Source organism: Streptomyces sp. A0958 (genome assembly GCF_004795035.1).
Taxonomy (GTDB): Bacteria; Actinomycetota; Actinomycetes; order Streptomycetales; family Streptomycetaceae; genus Streptomyces.
The window spans coordinates 13,248-34,497 of the sequence record NZ_SSBK01000005.1 but is presented as its reverse complement, the minus strand read 5'-3'; the positions used below and the strand labels follow the sequence as shown (position 1 = coordinate 34,497).

21 protein-coding genes are annotated in these 21,250 nt (G+C 71.6%); 4 read left to right on the top strand and 17 right to left on the bottom strand.

The genetic code is table 11. From position 1 onward, the window contains the following. Positions 1–68: 68 nt before the first annotated feature. From hpnH to E6P78_RS06805, 14 genes are all read right to left on the bottom strand, one after another. Positions 69–1,088: an adenosyl-hopene transferase HpnH gene (hpnH, locus tag E6P78_RS06870; RefSeq protein ID WP_136202617.1), complete on the bottom strand. Its 1,020-nt coding sequence runs from the start codon at positions 1,086–1,088 to the stop codon at positions 69–71. A gap of 5 nt (positions 1,089–1,093) precedes the next feature. After that, a complete protein-coding gene (locus tag E6P78_RS06865; protein ID WP_136202616.1) occupies positions 1,094–1,759 on the bottom strand; it encodes a 1-hydroxy-2-methyl-2-butenyl 4-diphosphate reductase in 666 nt (221 codons plus the stop codon). Continuing rightward, a complete protein-coding gene (gene shc / locus E6P78_RS06860; RefSeq protein WP_136202615.1) occupies positions 1,759–3,762 on the bottom strand; it encodes a squalene--hopene cyclase in 2,004 nt (667 codons plus the stop codon). Before shc ends, E6P78_RS06865 begins: the two co-directional genes overlap by 1 nt. Before the next feature lie 106 nt (positions 3,763–3,868). Further along, entirely contained in the window at positions 3,869–4,972 is a 1,104-nt protein-coding gene (locus E6P78_RS06855; protein ID WP_168712578.1) for a polyprenyl synthetase family protein, read from the bottom strand. Beyond that, entirely contained in the window at positions 4,969–6,357 is a 1,389-nt protein-coding gene (hpnE, locus tag E6P78_RS06850) for a hydroxysqualene dehydroxylase HpnE (RefSeq protein ID WP_136202613.1), read from the bottom strand. The genes E6P78_RS06855 and hpnE overlap by 4 nt, the downstream gene beginning before the upstream one ends. Positions 6,358–6,491: 134 nt before the next feature. After that, the gene (gene hpnD, locus E6P78_RS06845) at positions 6,492–7,412 is read right to left on the bottom strand and encodes a presqualene diphosphate synthase HpnD (protein WP_206307742.1); all 921 of its coding nucleotides are present in this window, start codon (positions 7,410–7,412) and stop codon (positions 6,492–6,494) included. A 29-nt stretch (positions 7,413–7,441) separates the two neighbouring features. Then, positions 7,442–8,362: a squalene synthase HpnC gene (gene hpnC / locus E6P78_RS06840; protein WP_136202611.1), complete on the bottom strand. Its 921-nt coding sequence runs from the start codon at positions 8,360–8,362 to the stop codon at positions 7,442–7,444. A gap of 446 nt (positions 8,363–8,808) precedes the next feature. After that, complete coding sequence (locus E6P78_RS06835; RefSeq protein WP_136202610.1) at positions 8,809–9,594, bottom strand: ABC transporter ATP-binding protein; 786 nt, start codon at positions 9,592–9,594, stop codon at positions 8,809–8,811. Beyond that, positions 9,587–10,516: an ABC transporter permease gene (locus E6P78_RS06830; protein ID WP_136202609.1), complete on the bottom strand. Its 930-nt coding sequence runs from the start codon at positions 10,514–10,516 to the stop codon at positions 9,587–9,589. The genes E6P78_RS06835 and E6P78_RS06830 overlap by 8 nt, the downstream gene beginning before the upstream one ends. Positions 10,517–10,622: 106 nt before the next feature. Further along, complete coding sequence (locus E6P78_RS06825; RefSeq protein WP_206307755.1) at positions 10,623–11,495, bottom strand: glycosyltransferase; 873 nt, start codon at positions 11,493–11,495, stop codon at positions 10,623–10,625. A gap of 8 nt (positions 11,496–11,503) precedes the next feature. Then, positions 11,504–12,283 carry a CDP-alcohol phosphatidyltransferase family protein gene (locus E6P78_RS06820; protein WP_136202607.1) on the bottom strand — a complete coding sequence of 260 codons (780 nt, stop codon included), beginning with the start codon at positions 12,281–12,283 and terminating at the stop codon, positions 11,504–11,506. Then, on the bottom strand, positions 12,261–13,322 hold the full coding sequence (locus E6P78_RS06815) for an iron-containing alcohol dehydrogenase family protein (protein WP_136202606.1): 1,062 nt from the start codon (positions 13,320–13,322) through the stop codon (positions 12,261–12,263). Before E6P78_RS06815 ends, E6P78_RS06820 begins: the two co-directional genes overlap by 23 nt. Then, a complete protein-coding gene (locus E6P78_RS06810; protein ID WP_136202605.1) occupies positions 13,310–14,047 on the bottom strand; it encodes a phosphocholine cytidylyltransferase family protein in 738 nt (245 codons plus the stop codon). The genes E6P78_RS06815 and E6P78_RS06810 overlap by 13 nt, the downstream gene beginning before the upstream one ends. Next, the gene (locus E6P78_RS06805; RefSeq protein ID WP_240799107.1) at positions 14,044–15,756 is read right to left on the bottom strand and encodes a DUF5941 domain-containing protein; all 1,713 of its coding nucleotides are present in this window, start codon (positions 15,754–15,756) and stop codon (positions 14,044–14,046) included. The genes E6P78_RS06810 and E6P78_RS06805 overlap by 4 nt, the downstream gene beginning before the upstream one ends. Here E6P78_RS06805 and E6P78_RS33825 point away from each other — a divergent pair. From E6P78_RS33825 to idi, 3 genes are all read left to right on the top strand, one after another. Continuing rightward, a complete protein-coding gene (locus tag E6P78_RS33825; protein WP_276607210.1) occupies positions 15,694–15,828 on the top strand; it encodes a hypothetical protein in 135 nt (44 codons plus the stop codon). The genes E6P78_RS06805 and E6P78_RS33825 overlap by 63 nt on opposite strands. Positions 15,829–16,262: 434 nt before the next feature. Then, a complete protein-coding gene (locus E6P78_RS06800) occupies positions 16,263–17,204 on the top strand; it encodes a cation diffusion facilitator family transporter (protein WP_136202603.1) in 942 nt (313 codons plus the stop codon). Positions 17,205–17,501: 297 nt separating this feature from the next. Continuing rightward, on the top strand, positions 17,502–18,095 hold the full coding sequence (gene idi / locus E6P78_RS06795; protein ID WP_136202602.1) for an isopentenyl-diphosphate Delta-isomerase: 594 nt from the start codon (positions 17,502–17,504) through the stop codon (positions 18,093–18,095). Between the two features lie 21 nt (positions 18,096–18,116). On the opposite strand, the gene E6P78_RS06790 is transcribed toward idi, so the two are convergent. After that, positions 18,117–18,563, bottom strand: a complete 447-nt coding sequence (locus E6P78_RS06790) for an ATP-binding protein (protein ID WP_136202601.1) — start codon at positions 18,561–18,563, stop codon at positions 18,117–18,119. A 172-nt stretch (positions 18,564–18,735) separates the two neighbouring features. Between E6P78_RS06790 and E6P78_RS06785 the strand changes: the two genes are divergently transcribed. Continuing rightward, positions 18,736–19,506, top strand: coding sequence for an enoyl-CoA hydratase/isomerase family protein (locus E6P78_RS06785; RefSeq protein WP_136202600.1), 771 nt, complete (start codon positions 18,736–18,738; stop codon positions 19,504–19,506). On the opposite strand, the gene E6P78_RS06780 is transcribed toward E6P78_RS06785, so the two are convergent. Continuing rightward, positions 19,493–20,128: a DJ-1/PfpI family protein gene (locus E6P78_RS06780; protein WP_136202599.1), complete on the bottom strand. Its 636-nt coding sequence runs from the start codon at positions 20,126–20,128 to the stop codon at positions 19,493–19,495. The two genes, E6P78_RS06785 and E6P78_RS06780, sit on opposite strands and share 14 nt — an antisense overlap. 61 nt (positions 20,129–20,189) lie before the next feature. Next, positions 20,190–21,173, bottom strand: a complete 984-nt coding sequence (locus E6P78_RS06775) for a GlxA family transcriptional regulator (protein ID WP_136202598.1) — start codon at positions 21,171–21,173, stop codon at positions 20,190–20,192. Positions 21,174–21,250: the final 77 nt, after the last annotated feature.

Genomic DNA, 21,250 nt, shown 5'->3' with positions numbered 1-21,250 from the left:
CCCGGCGCCGTCCATGCCGGCGGGCGCGGCACCGGCCGCGCCCGCCGGCTCGGCGACCGGATCTCAGGTCACCGGTTCCCGCCGACGGTCTCGCGCGCGGCGCGCAGGGACTCCTTCAGCGACCCCATGGTGGCGAGCACGGCGGTGGGCTCGTAGCCGCAGTGCGCCATGCAGTTGGCGCAGCGCGGGTCCTTGCCCCGGCCGTACTTGTCCCAGTCGGTCTCCTCGATGAGCTGGCGGTACGTCGGCACGTACCCGTCGCTCATCAGGTAGCAGGGCCGCTGCCAGCCGAACAGCGAGTAGTTCGGAATGGCCCAGGCCGTGCACGGGAAGTCCGCCTTGCCCTCCAGGAAGTCCAGGAAGAGCGGCGAGTGGTTCAGGCGCCACCGGCCGCGGTTACCGCCGGCGAAGGACTTCTTGAACAGCTCCCGGGTCTGCTCGACCCCCAGGAAGTGCTCCTGGTCGGGCGCCTTCTCGTACGCGTAGGCGGGCGAGATCATCATCTCGTCGACCTTGAGGTCGTCGTTGAGGTAGTTCAGGACCTCGATGATGGTCTGCGGGGTGTCGGTGTTGAAGAACGTGGAGTTGGTGGTGACCCGGAAGCCGCGCCGCTTGGCCTCCTTGATCGCCGCCACGGCCTCGTCGAACACCCCTTCCTTGGCGACCGATTCGTCGTGCCGCTCGCGCAGCCCGTCGATGTGCACGGCGAACGCGAAGTACGGCGACGGCGTGAACTTCTCGATCTTCTTGCGCAGCAGCATCGCGTTGGTGCAGAGGAAGACGTACTTCCTCTTCGCCACGAGCTGGCGCACGATCTCGTCGATCTGCGGGTGCATCAGCGGCTCGCCGCCCGCGATGGAAACCATCGGGGCGCCGGATTCGAGCACCGCGCCGACGGCCTGGGCCACCGGCATGCGCTGCTTGAGGACTCCGGCCGGATGCTGAATCTTCCCGCAGCCCTCGCAGGCGAGATTGCAGGCGAACAGCGGCTCCAGCTCGACGATCAACGGGAACTTCTCCCGCCTGCGGAGCTTCTGTTCGGCAAGGTACGTCGCAACCTTGATGGTCTGACGAAGCGGCATGGCCATCTAGCTCACCTCCTGGGGAGCAGCAAAGATCGGTGCCATTCATAAAAAGCCGGTAGTACGGCACGGAGGACGCGGAAAGCCGATATTCCACCGCGGACCGTGCCGATGCGGACGAGCTCATGCTCCGGAGCGTCCACGACCACCCGTACGGCCGCAACCGGGCATGGCCCGGACCGCAGGGCGGTGCGCAGGGTCGCGGCGGACTCCATGTCCACCGCGATCGCCCCGGTGGCCCGCAGCTCGGCCCGCTCATGTCCCCGGACGACATGATCGGAGCCGGTCAGCGGACCGGTGTGGACGGTGCGACCCGGTACGGCCCTGGCCAGCGCGTCGGCCAGCAGGTCCGTGCCCGTACAGCGGACGGGGTCGCCCACCGCCCGGGTCTCCTCGGCCACCACCAGGTCGCCCGGGTGCATCCCGGGCGCGAGGCCGGCGCAGAACCCCGCGGCGATGACCGCGGTGCCCGGCGCCCCGGCCCCGCCCGGACCGAGCGCACGCCCCACGGCGGCCTCGGCCGCCCTGGGGCCCATGCCGGTACGGAGCACGGTGACCCGTTCCGGGGCGCCCACCGTCCTCCCCCTGCCGGTGCGCAGGGCGAGCTGTTCGATGCCGAGCGCGCAGGCGATCAGCAGCGGGGCGGCGGGGCCGGCCGGCCCTTGGGCATCGCCCATCAGGCCTCCTCGCGCGTCGCCGTGCGGCCCGCGAACGGGTCGCCGTGCACGTACCGCCCGAGTGCGGTGAGCGGGAAGACCTGCCGGTAGAGGTGGTAGTTGATGGAGAAGTCCCAGGGGAAACCGGTACCGGTGAAGTACGGCTCGTCCCAGGAGCCGTCGGCCTGCTGGGTCTCGGTCAGCCAGGCGATGCCGCGCGTCACGGCGACGGTGTCCCGCCGGCCCGCGGCGAGCAGTGCCAGCAGCGCCCAGGCGGTCTGGGACGCGGTGGACGCCCCCTGACCGATCCACTTCTCTTCGACGTAGGAGCGAAGGTCCTCGCCCCAGCCGCCGTCGTCGTTCTGGATGGATTCCAGCCAGTCGACCGCGCGCCGGATCGCGGGGTGCGCGGCGGGCAGTCCGGCGGCGATCAGCGCGGGGACCACCGACCCCGTGCCGTATACGTAGTTGACGCCCCAGCGCCCGAACCAGCCGCCGCTCACGTCCTGTTCGGCGAGCAGCCACTCGATGCCGCGCCGGGTGACGGGGTGGCCGGCGTGGCCCTCGACGGCGAGCATCTCGACCACATGGCCGGTGACGTCGGCGGACGGCGGGTCGATGACCTCGCCGAAGTCGCAGAAGGGCAACCGGTTGGGGAACGCGCTGGTGTTGTCCGCGTCGAACGCCCCCCAGGCCCCGTTGCGGGACTGCATGCCGACGTTCCAGCGCACGCCGCGCGCGATGGCGGCGTCCACCCGGGCCGGTTCGGGGTGGCGGACCCGGCGCAGTGCGAGGACCACCTCCGCGGTGTCGTCGATATCGGGATAGTTGTCATTGTGGAATTCGAAGGCCCAGCCGCCCGGCTCCAGCCGGGGCCTGCGCACCGCCCAGTCGCCCGGCCGGTCGATCTCCTCGCCGAGCATCCAGTCCGCCGCCTTCACGAGCGCCGGGTGGTCGGGGGCGACCCCGGCGTCGGCGAGCGCGATGGTGGCCAGGCAGGTGTCCCAGACCGGTGACTGGCAGGCCTCGATCATGCGGGCACCGTCCTCGCGCCACACGGCGAAGCGGTCGAGCGATTCGAGGCCGGCCCGCATCACCGGGTGTTCGAGGTCGTAGCCGAGGAGGTGCAGAGCGATGACCGAGTAAACGGCGGGCGGCTGGATGCCGCCCCAGCAGCCGTCGTTCTCCTGGCGTTCGATGATCCAGCGGGCGGCGGCGTTCATGGCGCTGCGGCGCAGCCGTCGCGGCGCGAAACGGTGGTAGACATGCAGCGCCTTGTCGAGGCGCTGGAAAAGGCCGTCCCAACTCGCCGCCGGGGCGGGGCGTTTGGGCGGGTTCGGGTGGTCGGGGTCGGTGTGCAGCTCGTCCAGGGCGAACGGGGCCGGGCGTACCGGCCGCTTCGCCGAGACGACGGTGAGCGGCACGATGGTCTGGCGGGCCCAGCAGCCGAAGTCGTAGATATTGAGCGGGGCCCACTTGGGAAAGAACATCAACTCGGGCGGCAACTCCGGCAGGTCGTCCCACTTCCACCAGCCGAAGAGGGCCAGCCAGATGCGGGTGAAGACCCGGCTCGCCGCGATCCCGCCCTGTTCCCTGACCCAGCCGGCGGCCCGGGCCATATGGGGGTCTTCCGGCCGGTCACCGGCCAGCCGCAGCGCGACGTAGGCCTCGATGGTGGCGGAAAGGTCCCCCGGGCCGCCGTGGAAGGTGGCCCAGGTTCCGTCGCCGAGCTGCTCGCCGCGGATGTAGCGGCCGGCCGCCCGGACCGTGGCAGGGTCCTGGATGCCGAGGAACTGGCGGAGCAGAAGGTCCTCGGCGTCCATGGTGACGTTGGTGGCGAGGTCGCCCTTCCACCAGCCCTGCTCGTCCTGCCTGCCGAGGAGGTGCTCCACCGAGCGCTCCGCGGCCCGCCGCGCGGCGGTCAGTACACCGTCCGCGGCGATGGTTGGTTCGGTTGTCTGTCTACTGGCCGAGGCTGCTCGGGGATCAACGGCCCCGGTGCTTCCGTCGGTCGTCGCTGTCATGGCTTCCCCTTCGTGCAGTCGGTCCTCTGCTGTGCTGGGGTCTCCGTCGGCCGGCACCCGTTCGGGCACCGGCCGGCGACTGCGAGTCATATGGACCAGATGGTGATCATCTCTTTCGTACAACAACGAAGTCCGCGAGCGCGGTGAGCTGCGCCCGCACGGTTTCCGGCATGTCGACACCGTGCAGCACCTCGATGGCGACCGCATGCTGACGACGTGCCTCCTGGGCGGTCCACTCTCGGCCGCCCGCCTCCTCGATGAGCGCCGCACGTGCGGCGAACTCCTCTTCGGAGAAGCTGTCGAAGTCACTGCTCTTGGCGTCCGCGGCGAGCAGTTCGCCCAGACGCTCGGAGGCCGGCCCGCCCGCGGCGAGCGCGGCGACGACCGGCAGGGACTTCTTGCGCTGGCGCAGATCGCTCCAGGTCTGCTTGCCAGTGGACTCGGGATCGCCCCAGATGCCGAGGAGGTCGTCGACCGCCTGGAAGGCGAGCCCGAGGTGGTGTCCGTACGCCTCCAGGACGTCGGCGGTACGGTCGTCGGCGCCGCCGAGCACCGCGCCGATGGAGCAGGCGCAGGCGAGGAGGGCGCCGGTCTTGTTGCCCTCCATCTCCAGGCACTCCTCGACGGTGACGCGCTCGCGGTGCTCGTAGGAGATGTCCTGGGCCTGCCCGTCGATGAGCTTGCGGGTGGCCGAGGTCAGCCGCCGGGCCGCGCGGCCCGCCTCGGCCGTGCCGAGCTCCAGCAGGACCTCGTTGGCCAGGGCGAACAGGGCGTCGCCGACCAGGATCGCCTGGGCGGGGCCGTGCACCTTCCATACGGTGTCGCGGTGGCGCCGCTGCTCGTCGCCGTCCATCAGGTCGTCGTGCAGCAGCGAGAAGTTGTGCACGAGTTCGACGGCCACGGCGCCGGGCACGCCGGCCTCGGCCGGGGCACCGGACGCCTCCGCGGACAGCAGGGCCAGCGCCGGGCGGACGGCCTTGCCGCCGTCGCCGTCGGAGGGCCTGCCCTGGGCATCGATCCAGCCGAAGTGATAGGCGGCCACGGTGTCCATGGGCGGTGCGAGCCGGTCGACGGCGGCCCGGAGCACCGGCGCGGAAAGGGCCCGTCCGCGCTCCAGAAGCGCGGTGACGTCCGTGGTGTCCGCCACGGTGTCGGAAGCCGGATTCGCCGGGGTCACTGACTCTCCTCTTGTTCCGGTGGTACTGCTCATGCCGCCTCCTGCAGCGGATGTCCATGTGCGCGGCCGAGCGCCAGGAGGGCGGCGTCCGCGGCACTCGCGCCGCTGCGCACCGCGCCCTCCATCGTGGCGGGCCAGCCGGTGGCGGTCCAGGCACCTGCCAGGAAGAGGCCGGGCGCACGGGTGCGCGTCCCGGGCCGCAGCCGGCCGACGCCGGGCGCGGGCGCGAACGTCGCGGTGCGCTCGCGGGTGACGAAGAAGTCCCGGATTCCCGCGCCGCGGGCGGCAGGCAGGAGCCGTTCCAGCTCGGGCAGGTAGCGGGCGCGCAGTTCGGCGACGGGCAGGTCGATCTCGTCGCCGGCCGCGGACTGGGAGACCGCGAGGTACTGGCCGGGGCCGGTGAGGCCGGAGGTCTCGGTACGGTCGAAGACCCACTGGACCGGCGAGCCGAGCGCGGCGAAGAACGGCCGCTTCAGCACCTTGCGGTCGTAGACGACGTGCACGTTGAGGATCGGCGAGGTGCCGATGTCCAGGAGCCGGTCCGGTGCGTCGAGCGCGCCCGCGGGCAGCAGGTCGTGGGCCTCGCGCTGCGGCACGGCCAGGACGACGGTCTCCGCCTCGATCCGTTCGGCGCCGGTGTCGACCAGCCAGTGTCCCTCGTCGGTACGGGTCAGGGCGCCCGCCTTGGTGCGCAGTTCGGTGCGGACGCCCGCCGAGTCCAGGGCCTTGCGGCTCATGGTGTCGTGGATGTCGCCGAGCGGTACGGCGGCCCAGCCGATGTCGGCGGCGCCCGGCTCGGAGAGCAGCCCGGTCTTGAAGACCTTCGCGGCCAGCGCGAGCGAGGAGTTGGGCGCGGTGGCGTTGAGGGTGGCGACGCCGACGAGGTCCCAGAGCGCCTCGATGGTGCGGGGCGACTGGCCGTGGCGGGCGAGCCAGCTGCCGAAGTCGTCCTCGTCCAGCGCGGGGTCGTCCGGGTCGAGCCGGCCGAGCGCCAGCGCGGCCCGTGCGACGCCGGCCCGCTCCGCGAGCGACAGGTGCGGATACCCGGCGAGTCCGGCGGCGAGGTGCAGCGGGACCGGGAGCGCGTTGCGGCGCAGCCGTCCCAGCCGGGGCCCCGAGGGCCGGCCGACGTCCAGAACGGGCACGTCCAAACGGTTTTGCAGGGGTGCCAGCCGTGCGCTGTCGACCCGGTCGAGGAACCAGCGGTAGGCGGTGCAGCAGCGCAGGTAGACGTGCTGGCCGTTGTCGACCGTCAGTCCGCCGCGGCGGAAGGAGAAGGCGAGCCCGCCGAGCCGGGGGCGTCCTTCGAGCAGGGTCACGTCAAGCCCGGCGTCGGCCAGACGCAGGGCCGCGGTGACGCCGGCGATCCCCCCGCCGATCACGGCCGCCCGGGACGAGCGCGGCGCGTCGTCACTCATGCGTCCCCCTCTCGCCAGGTCTTTTCCCGTCGGGTCTGTTCAGTCAGGGACGCAGTCGCCGGGCCGGGGGTTGCCCGCCGTCCGAACCGTTCATCCTTGATGCACATGGTGCGCGAGATGTACGTGAGGCGCATTCAGACACGCCCTCGAGCCGTGCGCCGGGAGATGTGGCGGGCGTCGAGACCGGACAGGCCGCGCACCGCCACGTACGCCTTCTCGTGGCCCGGCAGCGAGACCCGGCCGCGCAGCACCGCCTCGGGGTCGCGCTCGATGCGGTCGAGGAGCCTGCGGTAGATGCCGGCCATCGCCGCCACGCAGGCTCCGCTGCGCCGGTCGAGCATCGGCAGCAGCCGGTATCCCTCGGCGAACAGGGCGCGGGCGCGCCGGACCTCGAAGTGGATCAGCCCGGCGAAGTCGGAGCCGGGCGGCGGGGTGGCCCGGTGGAAGCCCGCGGAGCAGCCGAACTTGGCGAGGTCGTCGGCGGGCAGATAGGTGCGGCCGTTGCCCGCGTCCTCGCGGACGTCGCGGAGGATGTTCGTCAGCTGGAGCGCGAGGCCGAGCGTGTCGGCGTACTCCGAGGCGCGCTCGGTGCCGGGGGCGCCGGGTTCCGTACCGAAGACGCCGAGGCTGAGGCGGCCGATGGCGCCCGCGACGCACCGGCAGTAGACCTTGAGGTCGTCCCAGGTCTCGTAGGTCGCGCCGCGCACGTCCATCAGCACGCCGTCGATGAGCTCGTCGAGCCCTTCGAGCGGCAGCGGGAACCTGCGGGAGGCGTCCGCGAGCGCGACGGCCACCGGGTCGGTGTCGTCCTCGTCGACCGCTCCGGTGCGGACGCGGTCCAGGAGTGTGCGGGTGCTCTCCAGGCGGGCGCGCTTGGTCTCCGGCTCCAGCTCGCCGTCACCGATGTCGTCGACACGACGGGAGAAGGCGTACAGGGCCGACATGGCCTGCCGCTTCTCGGCCGGCAGCAGCCTGATGCCGTACGCGAAGTTACGCGCCTGCTGTCCGGTGACCGCCTCGCAGTAACTGTATGCGGCCTGTACCGGTGCCGACATGTACGTCGTCTGTCCCTCCACGGTCCGGCTCACCCCTCTCTACGCGCTCTTCGCAAGACAACTCCCACTTCGCGCAGCAGGCTGGGCTTGGTGGGTCCGGGTGGTCCGGGCAGTACGTCGAAGCCGGCGGCCGCGATCGCGGTGAGGGCGGCGCGTCCTCCTCCCACGAATCCGGCGAGAAGCAGCCTGAGTCTGCCGTGGACGCTACCCACGAGGGGGGTGCCTTCATTCAGCAGATCCCGGGCGCGTTCGGCTTCGTACGCGATCAGCGCGCGCACCGAGGCGTTCGCCGTGGGCGCCGCCAGGTCGGCCTCGCCGACGTGGAACCGGGCCATGTCCTCGGCCGGCAGGTAGATGCGGTCGCGGCCGAGGTCCTCGGCGACGTCCTGGAGGTGCTCGACGATCTGCAGCGCGGTGCACACGGCGTCGGAGCGGCGCAGCCGCTCGGGGCTCGCGGTCCCGGTGAGCTGGAGGACCAGGCGGCCGACGGGGTTGGCGGAGAGCTCGCAGTAGGCGAGCAGTTCCTCGTACGTCCCGTAGCGGCGGACCTTCTGGTCCTGGCGGTTGGCCTCGATGAGGCCGAGGAAGGGCTCGGGGGTGAGCGCGCGGCGCCGGGCGGTGGGGCGCAGCGCCCGCATCAGCGGGTGGTGCGGGGTCTCGCCGGTGGTGGCGAAGACGCGGCGCAGGTCGCTCTCGAGCGCGTCGAGCATCGCGAGCCGGTCGTCGGCCCGGGCGGGGTCGAGGCCGAGGTGCGTCGCGTCGGCGCCGCCGGGAGCGAGGTCGCCGTCGCCGATGTCGTCGACGAGCCGGGCGAAGCCGTAGACGGCCATCAGGTCGTCGCGCCAGGCGCGCGGCAGGAAGAAGGGGGCGACCGGAAAGTTCTCGTCGGCTGCCTTGTCGAGAGTTCCGGATGCGGCGGTATCGAGCCGCGCCTGCCGGGTACGGGTCACTGCGGACCGCCCTGCGCGGGGACGGCGTGAGCACCTCGGAGCTGGAGATCTTCCGTCATAGCCGTCACATCTCCCGTTCTACACTGCTGACCCAAAACATCCCATTCCGGACACGCCGCCCGCCGTCCCGAGTGCGGAGGACGGCTACGGGCCGTCCGCCCAGGCGGTATCGCCCCAGGTGCGGCGAATCAGCACCGGTACAGCTTACGTTGTACAACGCTCATCCAAACGCCGGGGTACGGGCCGCACGGTACGGGACCTGTGGCCTGCGTCAACTTTGCTACCACCGGGAGGCGTTCACGTCATCCGGCGGGAGGAGATCGCGGCGGGCGCCGTACGACGAGGCGTGGATCTTCGGGGCCCGGTCCATGATCCGGACACGGCACGGCCCCCGCCGGAAGGGTCCGGCGGAGGCCGCCCGGTGCGTGACGCGGGGTCGGTGCGTCCTACTTGCCGGTCTCCCGCTCGTAGGCCTTGAGGACCTCTTCGGTCGGGCCGTCCATGAGCAGTTCGCCCTTCTCCAGCCACAGCACCCGGTCGCAGGTGTCCCTGATCGACTTGTTGCTGTGGCTCACCAGGAAGACGGTCCCGGCCTCCTTGCGCAGCTCCCTGATCCGCGCCTCGGAGCGGATCTGGAACTTGCGGTCACCGGTCGCCAGCGCCTCGTCGATCATGAGGACGTCGTGGTTCTTGGCGGCCGCGATGGAGAAGCGGAGGCGGGCGGCCATGCCGGAGGAGTACGTACGCATGGGCAGGGTGATGAAGTCGCCCTTCTCGTTGATGCCGGAGAAGTCGACGATCTCCTGGTAGCGCTCGCGGATCTCCTCGCGGCTCATCCCCATCGCGAGTCCGCCCAGGACCACGTTGCGCTCGCCGGTCAGGTCGCTCATCAGCGCGGCGTTGACGCCGAGCAGCGAGGGCTGCCCGTCCGTGTAGACGCTGCCGCTCTCGGTCGGCAGGAGACCGGCGATGGCCCGCAGCAGGGTCGACTTGCCGGAGCCGTTCGTCCCGATGAGACCGATCGCCTCGCCCCGGTAGGCGGTGAAGGTGACGCCGCGCACGGCGTGGACCTTGCGCACCCCGCGCTCCACGCCCTTGTCGCGGCGCAGTATCCGGCTCAGGGCCGCGGTGGCTCCGCCCTTGCCACCGCCGCCGCCGTTGACCCGGTACACGATGTGCACGTCGTCGGCGATCACGGTGGGGACGCGCCCCGCGGTGTTGTCGTCAGCCACGGCCGTACCGTTCCTCTGCCTTCCAGAAGTACACGAAGCCCACCAGGCCCACCACGATCGACCAGGCCAGGGCGACCGCCCAGACGTGGTCGGGCAGGTTCTCGGAGCCGTAACCGTCGATCAGGGCGAACCGGACCAGGTCCATGTAGATCGCCGCCGGGTTGTACTGGAGCACGTCGGTGATCCAGGCCGGCTTGTCCGCGAGCATCACCGGGATGGAGAACATGACCCCGGACGCGTACATCCAGGTGCGCATGACGAACGGCATCAGCTGGGCCAGGTCGGGGGTCTTCGCCCCGAGCCTCGCCATGGCGAGCGCCAGTCCGGTGTTGAAGAAGAACTGCATCGCCAGGGCCGGGACGACCAGCAGCCACGACAGGCGCGGGTAGCTGCCGAATCCGACCGTGACCGCGAGCAGCACGATCATCGAGTACAGCAGTTGCTGGAGCTGCTGGAGCGAGAAGGAGATCGGCAGCGAGGCCCGCGGGAAGTGCAGTGCCCGGACCAGCCCGAGGTTCCCGGAGATGGAGCGGACGCCGGCCATCACGGAGTTCTGGGTGAAGGTGAAGACGAACACCCCGGTCACCAGGAACGGGATGAAGACGTCCTGCGTGAAGCCCTTCCGCGTACCGAGGATCAGTCCGAAGATGAGGAAGTAGACCGCGGCGTTCAGGAGCGGGGTCGCCACCTGCCACAGCTGCCCCAGCTTCGCCTGGCTGTACTGGGCGGTCAGCTTCGCCCGGGAGAACGCCAGGATGAAATGGCGCCGCCCGCGGAGCTGGCTCACGTATTCACGGAGTCCGGGCCGGGCGCCGCTGACCGCCAGACCGTACTTCGCGGCCAGCTCGGCCGCGCTCAGGCCGTCGTCGGCCGATGGCGGGCTGCCCAGCGCAACCGCACCACCATGGGTTGTGTCACTCACCAGAAGAAACTCTCGTATTCAAAATGCGCAGCCAGTCGCGGGCGCGGCTCAGGGCGGACAGGTCCCGACAAGAAAAATACGCCTCATGCTCCCAGAGGCGAGCCTCTCAGATCACCGGAGGGCGGCCAAGCCTGGTCAGTCGCCACACCGTACGCCACTTCATCGGGCGGCGAGGTCCGCACGGCGTCGTCCAGCCCTCCCGGAAGCCTCCGAACCAGGCCTTCAGCGCGGTGCCGGACGGCCTGCGCAGCAGGGTCAGCAGCATCCACACGCCCAGGTACACCGGGACGAGCGGCGCGGGGAGGTTGCGGCGGGCCAGCCAGACCCGGTTGCGGGCCACCATGCGGTGGTAGACGGCATGCCGGGACGGGGCCGTGGCGGGGTGGTGCAGGACCATGTCCGCGCGGTAGTCGATCAGCCAGCCGGCGTCCAGCGCACGCCAGGCGAGGTCGGTCTCCTCGTGCGCGTAGAAGAAGTCGCCCGGCAGCGGGCCGACCTCGGCGAGGACCCGGGTGCGCACCGCGTTGGCGCCGCCCAGGAACGTCGTCACCCGCGACGAGCGCATCGGGTCGGCGGCGCGCAGCCGCGGCACGTGCCGGCGCTGGGTGACACCGGTCTCCGGATCGGCGATCCGGAAGCTGATGATGCCGAGCCGGGGGTCGTCCGCGAACGCCTGCCGGCACAGCTCGGCGGTGTCGGTGAGGGGCAGCAGCCCGTCGTCGTCCAGGAAGAGCAGGGCGTCCACGTCGGCGCCGGAGGGCCCGAAGGCCTCGATGCCGACGTTCCGGCCGCCGGGGATGCCGAGGTTCTCGGGCAGCTCGACGGTCCGCACGCCCGCGGGGACGTCGGGGACGGGCGAGCCGTTGCCGACGACGACCACCTCGATCCGGTCGCCGTCCTGGGCGGCGACCGAGTCGAGCAGGGCGCGCAGTTCGGCCGGGCGGTTGCCCATCGTGATGATGACCGCGCCGAGTTTCATGGGTGTGCTCACTTCAGCCTGCTCGATGCCAGGACCGACACGAGGTGCAGCAGGGTCTGCAGCAGGGCGATGCCGGCCAGGACCGCGACCGCGAGACGGCTGAAGAAGAAGTCGTCCCTGACCTCGTCCAGGACGGCCGCGACCAGGATGACCAGCGATGCCTCGACGCACAGGATCAGCCGGTGGAACTTGAGCGCACCGGCGGCCCGGCGGGCGAACGCCATGCCGGAGGAGCGCGGCTCGGACGCGGACTCCTTGACGGGCGGCAGCCCGCCCTGGTGGCGGGCGACGCCGACGAGGTCCGTCTCGGCCTTGATCAGGATCGCGCCGAGCGCGGCGAGGGTTCCGAGGAACGCCCAGAGCCAGTCGATCCGCCCGGTGCCCCACAGGTCGGCGGCGCGCAGGCCGAAGCCGACGAGCACGGCCGCGTCGCACAGGTAGGCGCCGACCCGGTCCAGGTAGACCCCGCCGAGCGAGAACTGCTTCTTCCAGCGCGCCACCTCGCCGTCGACGCAGTCGAGCAGCAGGTAGAGCTGGACCATGACGACACCGAGCACCGCGCCGGTGATGCCGGGCACGAGCAGGGCCGGGGCGGCGAGCACACCGGCGACGGTCATCAGGTAGGTGAGCTGGTTGGGCGTCACCTTGGTGTTCACCAGATACCGGTCCACGCGCAGCGAGATCTCGCGCATGTATATCCGGCCCGCCCAGTGTTCACCGCTGCGCCGGTCCTTGACGCCCGGGGGGTGAACGACCGGGCGGAGTTCAGCTACTGATGGTCTTGGCATAGTCGGCGTACGCGTCCCTGATCTGGTCGGTGGACAGGCTGAGGTGTTCCAGGACCGTGAAGCGTCCCGGACGGGTCTGGGGGGCGTACTCGACGGCCTGGACGAACTCGTCGACGGTGAAACCGATCTCCTCGGGCCGCACCGGCAGGCCGTGCCTGCGCAGCACCTCGGCGAAGAGGCCGGACTCCTGGTGGGCCCCGCGCAGGTGCATGGCGAAGGCGGCGCCGAGCCCGACCTGCTCGCCGTGGCTGGCGGCCCGTTTGGGGAAGAGCAGGTCGAAGGCGTGGCTGATCTCGTGGCAGGCGCCGGACGAGGGCCGGGTGTCGCCGCTGATCGAGATGGCGATGCCGGAGAGCACCAGCGACTCGGCGAGGACGGTGAGGAACTCGTCGTCCTCGACGGTGCCGGGGTGGCGCAGGACGGCCTCGCCGGCGGTACGGGCCATGGCGGCGGCAAGGCCGTCGATCTGTTCGCTGTTGACCTGGTGCGAGAGCTCCCAGTCGGCGATGGCGGAGATGTTGGAGATCGCGTCGCCGATGCCGGAGCGCACGAAGCGGTCCGGGGCGTCGCGGATCACCGACAGGTCGATCACCATGGCGATGGGCATGGGCACGCCGTAGGAGCCGCGGCCGTTGTCGTTGTCCAGGGTGGCGACCGGCGAGCAGAGGCCGTCGTGGGCGAGGTTCGTGGCGACCGAGACCAGCGGCAGGCCGACCCGGGCCGCGGCGTACTTCGCCACGTCGATGATCTTGCCGCCGCCGAGGCCGACCACGGCGTCGTAGCGCTTGCCCTTGATGTCGTCGGCCAGCTGCACCGCGGCGTCGATGCTGCCGTCCGGGACGCGGTACCAGTCGGCGCCCGGCAGGGCCGGTGCCAGCTTCTCGCGCAGGGCCTGGCCCGAGCCGCCGCTGATCGCGATGGCGAGCTTGCCGGAGGCGGAGATCCGCTGGTCGGCGAGGAGGCCGGCCAGGTCGTGCATGGCGCCCCGGCTGATGTCGACGAAGACCGGGGAGGGGATGAGTCGGGTCAGTACCGGCACGCGATCTCCCGGCCCTTCGCGAGGTCGTCGTGGTTGTCGATCTCGACCCAGCTCACGTCACCGATGGGGGCGACGTCGACGGTGAAGCCGCGGTTGACGAGCTCCTGGTAGCCGTCCTCGTAGTACAGGTCCGGGTCGCGCTCGAAGGTGGCCTTCAGGGCATCGGCCAGTTCCTCGGCGGCCTCGGCCTCGATGAGGGTGAGGCCGATGTACTCGCCGGTGGCCTCGGCCGGGTCCATCAGCTTGGTGATCCGGCGGACGCCCTTGCCGTCCTCGACGACGACCTTCATCTCCTCGTCGGCGAGCTGCTTCACCGTGTCGAGGGCCAGGATGATCTGCTTGCCGTCGCCGCGCGCGGCCAGCAGGGTCCGCTCGACGGAGACCGGGTGGACGGTGTCGCCGTTGGCGAGAAGCACCCCGCGCTTCAGAACCTCACGCGCGCACCACAGGGAGTAGGCGTTGTTCCACTCCTCGGCCTTGTCGTTGTCGATGAGGGTGAGCTTCAGGCCGTACTGCGCCTCCAGCTTCTCCTTGCGCTCGTAGACGGCCTCCTTGCGGTAGCCGACGACGATCGCGACCTCGGTGAGCCCGATCTCGGCGAAGTTGGCCAGCGTGAGGTCGAGGATCGTCCTGTCGCCGTCCACCGGCACGAGCGCCTTGGGCAGCGTGTCGGTGTAGGGGCGCAGGCGCCGTCCTGCGCCGGCTGCCAGTACGAGGCCGATCATGCGGGTTCTCCTTCGTCGTGAACGGCGGGCGCCCCGGAGGACACCCAGAAGCGGATGGACTCCACCAGCACGACCACTGCCACGGCCACGGCGAGCACGGTGAGCGCCGTGGTGAAGCCGGAGGCTCCGGTGAGTGCGGCGGCGAACACGGCCACGACCAGGGTCCGGCCCTCGTGTCCGCCGACCGTGCGCACCAGCCACCGGGGCGGGGCGCCGGTGCCGCCCCGGATGCGGTACACCGTGTCGTAGTGATGGTAGGCGACGGCCGAGACGAGCCCGAAGGCCGCCGGGAGCGCCCCGTCGATGTCACTGCGGGCGGCCAGGATGAGGATCGTGCAGTACTCGGCGGCGCGGAAGACGGGGGGGACGAGCCAGTCGAGCGCGCCCTTGAGGGGCCGGGCCACGGCTATGCCGGAGCAGAGGGCGTAGAAGACGGCGGCGATGACCGTCTGCCGGCTGCCGAAGGGCTGCTGGAGCGCGGCGGCGATCAGTGCGCCGGCTCCGACGACGGCCAGCACCGGGGCGCTCCAGGCGCCGGGGACACGGGGTCCGCGGGCGGCGACGAGCTGGGCGAGCGGTCCGGAGTCGGCGAGGTCCGCGAGGGCCTGGGCGGCGCGGTCGGTGCGGCGGGCCTTGCGGGTCAGGGAGCGCAGGAGGCGGCCGGCGGTGGTGTAGCAGGCCGCGAAGGCGCATCCGATCAGCAGGGCGTAGAAGACGATGCGCGGGGTGGTGACGGCGGTGAGTACGGCGATCATCGCCCAGCGCTCACCGATCGGGAGCACGATCATCCGGCGCACCCAGACCGTCCAGCCGACGCTGTCGAGCTTGTCGGAGAGGGCGGCCGTGGGGCTGGAGTTCGCCACCGCGTCGTGGTTGGCCTCGTTGAACGAGAAGTCGATGACATGGCGGCAGGACTGGAGGACCATCGCGCCGAGCGCCAGCGCCCAGACGTCGTCGCCGCCGCGCGCCGCGCCGAGGGCGAGGCCCGCGTAGTAGGCGTACTCCTTGGCGCGGTCGAAGGTGGCGTCCAGCCAGGCGCCCATCGTGGAGTACTGGAGCGAGTAGCGGGCGAGTTGCCCGTCGGTGCAGTCCAGGACGAACGAGAACAGGAGCAGGACGCCCGCCGCGACGTATCCGCCGCGGGTGCCGGTGGCCGCGCAGCCGGCCGCTATCAGCGCGGTGAGCAGGGACGCGGTGGTGACCTGGTTCGGGGTGAGGCCCCGGCGTGCGCACCAGCGGGCGATGTAGCGCGAGTACGGGCTGATGAAATGGGTGGTGAAGAAGCCGTCGCGGGCCTTCACGGCGCTGCGCAGCCGGACCGCCTCGTCGTCCACGGCCTCGACGCCGGAGTGCGCGGCGGCGCGGGCGGCGTCGTCCGTGGGCACGGTGGCGACGAGCGAGCCGAGTTCGGGGCGCTGCACCTCGGTGCCCTCGGCCTCCATGGTGGCCGCGAGCCGGCCGGGCACGGTGCGGTCGGTGACCGTGGCGGTGCTGCCGCCGGTGGGCACTCCGGCGCCGACGGCCTCGGTGGTGGTGCGAAGCGCGCCGATGAGGGCGGGGCGCGCCTCGGCCTGGGCGGTCAGGGCGCCGGGCACGGCCGCCGCGGGGAAGCGCGGGTCGGTCAGCGCGAGCCGCAGGGCGTGGCGGTGGCCGACGAAACGGGGGTCGACGAGCGCGACCCGGTCCCCGGCCGGGACGGCGGACAGCAGCGTGGCCGCTTCGGTGACATCGGCGGCTGCCTGGACGTCGAAGCCCAGCGACCGCAGATCGCCCTCCAGTGACGATCCGGGCAGCGGAGCACCTGTGAGAATGGCGGTCGACAGACGAACTCACTCCTTGGGTGCTGACACGGATCGGCACGCGACAGTGCGGCCTGATGCGGCCGGCGGCATGTCGGCAGAGGCTATCGGATGAACGGAAGCGGGAGTTCACTGCCCGTTTGTGCTCCGTTCCGGGCGGAGCCGGATCATGCGCGCCGCCCGGCGATCATCATGGTTGATGGCCGCCTCACCTGACAAAACACCGGCTCCCGCGTACTGCGGGGGCGGCCGCCGGGCGGGCTGCTCCACCCGGCTGACCTGCGGGCATTTCCGCAGGTCAGGGCCAATGACAACGGTGTTCAGTGCCGTGTTGCCCGATACCCCCCACCCGTAGTTGACTGGGCAGGGCCCGGGGCGACCGCGCCGGGGCCGCGAGACGACCGGGAGGCGTCCCCATGGGGGCTGGGCACGACCACGGACACGTACACGGCGGGCCCGCGCCCACCGGCACCGCGGCCGCCGCGCACAAGGGGCGGCTGCGCATCGCGCTGTGCATCACCCTGGCCGTGACGGTCATGGAGATCGTCGGCGGTGCGCTGTCCGGCTCCCTCGCGCTGATCGCCGACGCGGCGCACATGGCGACCGACGCCCTGGGGCTCGGTCTCGCACTGCTGGCGATCCACTTCGCCAACCGGCCGGCCGGGCCGAACCGCACCTTCGGCTACGCCCGGGCGGAGATCCTGGCCGCGCTCGCCAACTGCTGCCTGCTGCTCGGGGTGGGCGGCTATCTGCTCTTCGAGGCGGTGGAGCGCTTCATCAGCCCGGCCGAGACCCGGGGCGGGCTGACGATCGCCTTCGCCCTGGTGGGCCTGGTCGCCAACGTGGTGTCGCTGTCGCTGCTGACGCGCGGGCAGAAGGACAGCCTCAATGTGCGCGGCGCCTATCTGGAGGTGCTGGCGGACACGCTCGGCTCGGTCACGGTGCTGGCCTCGGCGGGCGTCGTGATGGCGACCGGCTGGCAGGCGGCGGACCCCATCGCCTCGCTGGTCATCGGCCTCATGATCGTCCCGCGTACGGTACGGCTCCTGCGCGAGACGCTGAACGTGCTCCTGGAGGCGGCCCCCCGGGGCGTCGACATGGGCGAGGTGCGCGACCACATCACGGCCCTGCCCGGCGTCCTGGGCGTCCACGATCTGCACGCGTGGACGATCACCTCGGGGATGCCGGTGCTCTCCGCCCATGTGGTGGTGCACCAGGATCTGCTCGACTCGATGGGCCAGGAGAAGCTGCTGCACGAGTTGCAGGGCTGCCTCGGTGACCACTTCGACGTCGAGCACTGCACCTTCCAGCTGGAGCCGAGCGGCCATGCCGAGCACGAGGCGCGGCTCTGCCACTGACCCCCGCGGGCCGGAAGAACCCGAGGTGTAGGGTTTGGCCGAGGTGTACGAACCGGCCCGTCGCCAGGGTCCGGTCGAGGCGACGACGGCGCCGGGGCTCGATGATTCCGCACCCCTCGCGCTGGGCACGATTGGGTTTCCGACGGCATTCGGGCCCTGTCGTGCCTCGCCCAACCGGGGCGGGGCCGGGCGGACATGCCAGGACCCGAAGTGCGGACAAGCCGCTTTTGTACGGCAGACTTGAGCAGAACTCGACGGGACCGGCGCTCGGGGCCGGGACCACAGCGAAGGATGGGTATGCCGACCACACCAGCCACCGCGGCGAACACCTCGTCGAACGGCGCAGCAGAAGCGATCATGCTCGAACTGGTCGACGAGAACGGCACCACCATCGGCACGGCGGAGAAGCTCGCCGCCCACCAGGCGCCCGGACAGCTGCACCGCGCGTTCTCCGTGTTCCTCTTCGACGAGCAGGGCCGGCTGCTGCTCCAGCAGCGCGCCCTCGGCAAGTACCACTCCCCCGGTGTCTGGTCCAACACGTGCTGCGGCCACCCCTACCCGGGCGAGGCGCCCTTCGCCGCCGCCGCCCGGCGTACGTACGAGGAGCTGGGCATCTCGCCGTCGCTGCTGGCCGAGGCGGGCACCGTCCGCTACAACCACCCGGACCCCGCGTCGGGCCTGGTGGAGCAGGAGTTCAACCACCTCTTCGTGGGCCTGGCGCAGGAGCGGCTGCGGCCCGATCCGGAGGAGGTCGGCGAGACGGCCTTCGTGACGGCTGCGGAGCTGGCCGAGCGGCACGCCCGGGGGCCGTTCTCCGCGTGGTTCATGACCGTGCTGGACGCCGCCCGGCCCGCGATCCGCGAGCTGACCGGGCCGGCCGCCGGCTGGTAGGAGCGCTCACCGGCGGAAGGGTCATCCGAGCGGCAGGGCCGCCCAGATGACCTTTCCGCCGCCCGCGGTGTGCTCGACGTCGCAGGTCCCGCCGGCTTCCCGGGTGATCTCCCGGACCAGCAGCAGCCCGCGCCCGCCGGTCTGCGCGTAGTCGGTCTCCAGCGCCGTGGGCCGGTAGGGGTGGTTGTCCTCGACGGACACCCGGACCCACTCCGCGCCCACGGCCACCTCCACGGCGAGTTCGGGTGAGAGCAGCGCGGCGTGCTTGACCGCGTTGGTGACCAGCTCGGAGACGATGAGCAGCAGGCCCTGGGTGATGTCGTCGTCGATGGGGACGTTCTGGCGCTTCAGCAGGTCGCGCACGGCATGCCGGGCCTGGGGTACGGAGACGTCCGTGGCCGGGGCGGTGAACCGCCAGACCCCTTCGTACGGCACGGGCCGGGCGGGGACACTCCCGCGGCTCTCCATAGTCCGGTACCCGCTCTCCACTCGTGTGACTGCACGTGGAGTACAGAGTGCGGGGCGTAGTTGGTCAGGTCCGTGCTACTGAACACAAGTCGATTCCTATCGACCGAACTTGAACGATTTCGCGCGAGAAGATCAGCTTTCGGACCGCAACAGCACGGATAGCATCCGGCTCATGGACCGTACGGAACCCCGGCTGGAGCACAGCCTCGCAGACGGCGTCGCCACCGTCGTCATCAGCAACCCCGCCAAGCGCAACGCGATGACGGCCGACATGTGGCAGGAACTGCCGGTACTGCTGGACCGGCTGGCCGCCGACTCGTCGGTGGGCGCGCTGGTGCTGACGGGCGCGGGCGACACGTTCTGCGCGGGTGCGGACATCTCCTCGCTCCGGGACTCCTCGCGCGCCCCGCAGGGGCTGGCCGTGGCGGCCGAGGAGGCGTTGGCGGCCTTCCCCCTGCCGACGCTCGCGGCGGTGCGCGGCTACTGCGTCGGCGGCGGGAGCCAGCTCGCCGCCGCCTGCGACCTGCGCTTCGCGGAGGAAGGGGCCCTGTTCGGTGTCACTCCGGCCAAGCTCGGGATCGTCTACCCCGCGTCGTCCACCCGGCGGCTGGTCGCGCTGACGGGACCGTCGACGGCCAAGCACCTGCTGTTCTCCGGTGAGCTGATCGGTACGGAGCGGGCGCTGCGCACCGGTCTGGTGGACGAGGTGCTGCCGGCCGGTGAGCTGGACGAGCGGGTCGGCGCCTACGTGCGGACCCTGGTGTCCCGGTCCCGGCTGACCCAGGCCGCGGCCAAGGAGTTCGCCTCGGGGCGTGCGGACCGGGACGAGCACTGGGCCTCGCAGGCACGCGCCGGCGGCGACACCGCGGAGGGTGTCGCCGCCTTCCTGGAGCGCCGCACGCCCCGTTTCACCTGGCGGGCCGCGACGCCTACCGAAGGATGAAGCGGCTCTTGCCGCGCCACTCCTCGACCAGCGCGGCCGGGGCCTTCTGCGGCGAGCCCGCGTCGTACGGCGGCTGCGGGTCGTACTCCGTGAGCAGCTGCACGGCCTGGGCGGTCAGATCGCCGGCCATCCGGCCGAGCAGCGCGAGGCCCATGTCGATGCCGGACGAGACGCCGGCGGCGGTCACGTACTTGCCGTCGAAGACCACGCGTTCGCCGGTGGGCTCGACGCCGTAGTCCTTCAGTGTGTCGAGGGCGAGCCAGTGCGAGGTGGCGCGCCGCCCCTTCAGGAGCCCGGCGGCCGCCAGCAGCAGCGAGCCGGTGCAGACGGAGGTGGTCCAGGTGCTGGTCGCGTCCGCCCGGCGCAGCCAGCCGAGCAGGTTCTCGTTCTCCATCTGGTGGTGCTGCCCCGGGCCGCCCGGGACGACGACGAGGTCGGGGGCGGGGACCTCGTCCAGCGTGCGGTGCGCGACCAGGTCGAGGCTGCCGCTGTCGTTGCGCACCGCCCCCGGCCGCTCGGCGACGAAGACCGTCTCGGCACCGGGGGTGCGGGAGAGGATCTCGTACGTCCCGACGGCGTCCAGTGCGGTGAAGCGGTCGAAGAGGAGGATGGCGATCTGCATGGGTTGCTGCCTGTCTCTCGGTCCGTCGGATTCTCGGTTTGTCGGTTTGTCGGCCACTCGTTCAGGGGTGGCGGGGTTCGGCGCGGTGGTCCGCGGCCCGGGAGCCGAAGCGGCGGCGGTACTCGGCGGGGGCCGTGCCGAGTGCCTTGACGAAGGCCCGGCGCATCGCCTCCGGAGTGCCGTATCCGCAGCTCCGGGCGATGCCGGCGACGCCGTCGGTGGTGTCCTCCAGGAGCCTGCGGGCGTGTTCGAGGCGCACCCGGTCGACGTACCGGCCGGGGGTCGTCCCGGTCTCCGTGCGGAACGCGCGGGCGAAGTGGCGCGGCGAGAGGCGGGCGCGGGCGGCCAGGGCCTCGACGGAGAGGTCGGCTCCGGGGTGTTCGGTGATCCAGTGCTGGACCTCGCGCAGCGGTTCGCGGCGGGCCGTCTGAGCGCTGAGCTGGGCACTGAACTGCGACTGGCTGCCGGGCCTGCGCAGAAAGACGACGAGGTGCCGGGCGACCGTGAGGGCGACATCCCGGCCGTGGTCCTCCTCGACCAGCGCGAGCGCGAGGTCGATGCCCGAGGTGACGCCCGCGGAGGTGGCGATCCTGCCGTCGCGTACGAAGATCGGCTCGGGATCGACGTCGACGGCCGGGTAGTCGCGGGCGAGGCTGTCGGACACGTTCCAGTGCGTCGTCACCCGGTGCCCGTCCAGCTGACCGGCGGCGGCGAGCAACAGCGCGCCGCTGCAGACGGAGACCAGGCGCTCCGGCAGCGGGCCGTGGTCGCGCAGCCAGCCGACGAGGGCGGGGTCGGGCCTACGAGTGCCCCCGCCGCCGGGGACCAGGAGGGTATGGGGCGTCGGGGCGTCGGCGAGGCTGCCGTCCGGGACCAGGGTGAGGCCGCAGGACGAGCGGACCGGGCCGCCGTCCAGCGAGGCGGTGCGCAGTACGTACGAGTCCTCCGGGAACCGGGAGGCGCCGGCGAAGACCTCCATGGGGCCGGTCACGTCGAGGCTCTGGATGCCGTCGAAGAGAACGACGAGCACGGATCGCTGCTTCATGTCAGCCATCCTGGGTGGCCCGCGCACAGGGCCGCAATGACGGGCTTCCCACCTTTCCTGCCATGGCCGACTGCGGC

Bases quoted from the DNA above. Each gene is read 5' to 3' on its own strand.
- E6P78_RS06790 (WP_136202601.1), bottom strand. From the start codon at position 18,563: ATGGAGAGCCGCGGGAGTGTCCCCGCCCGGCCCGTGCCGTACGAAGGG.
- shc (WP_136202615.1), bottom strand. From the start codon at position 3,762: ATGACAGCGACGACCGACGGAAGCACCGGGGCCGTTGATCCCCGAGCA.
- E6P78_RS06785 (WP_136202600.1), top strand. From the start codon at position 18,736: ATGGACCGTACGGAACCCCGGCTGGAGCACAGCCTCGCAGACGGCGTC.
- idi (WP_136202602.1), top strand. From the start codon at position 17,502: ATGCCGACCACACCAGCCACCGCGGCGAACACCTCGTCGAACGGCGCA.
- E6P78_RS06865 (WP_136202616.1), bottom strand. From the start codon at position 1,759: ATGGGCGATGCCCAAGGGCCGGCCGGCCCCGCCGCCCCGCTGCTGATC.
- E6P78_RS06855 (WP_168712578.1), bottom strand. From the start codon at position 4,972: ATGAGCAGTACCACCGGAACAAGAGGAGAGTCAGTGACCCCGGCGAAT.
- E6P78_RS06775 (WP_136202598.1), bottom strand. From the start codon at position 21,173: ATGAAGCAGCGATCCGTGCTCGTCGTTCTCTTCGACGGCATCCAGAGC.
- hpnE (WP_136202613.1), bottom strand. From the start codon at position 6,357: ATGAGTGACGACGCGCCGCGCTCGTCCCGGGCGGCCGTGATCGGCGGG.
- E6P78_RS06820 (WP_136202607.1), bottom strand. From the start codon at position 12,283: ATGCCAAGACCATCAGTAGCTGAACTCCGCCCGGTCGTTCACCCCCCG.
- E6P78_RS06780 (WP_136202599.1), bottom strand. From the start codon at position 20,128: ATGCAGATCGCCATCCTCCTCTTCGACCGCTTCACCGCACTGGACGCC.
- hpnH (WP_136202617.1), bottom strand. From the start codon at position 1,088: ATGGCCATGCCGCTTCGTCAGACCATCAAGGTTGCGACGTACCTTGCC.
- E6P78_RS06810 (WP_136202605.1), bottom strand. From the start codon at position 14,047: ATGATCGGCCTCGTACTGGCAGCCGGCGCAGGACGGCGCCTGCGCCCC.
- E6P78_RS06800 (WP_136202603.1), top strand. From the start codon at position 16,263: ATGGGGGCTGGGCACGACCACGGACACGTACACGGCGGGCCCGCGCCC.
- E6P78_RS06825 (WP_206307755.1), bottom strand. From the start codon at position 11,495: ATGAAACTCGGCGCGGTCATCATCACGATGGGCAACCGCCCGGCCGAA.
- hpnD (WP_206307742.1), bottom strand. From the start codon at position 7,412: ATGTCGGCACCGGTACAGGCCGCATACAGTTACTGCGAGGCGGTCACC.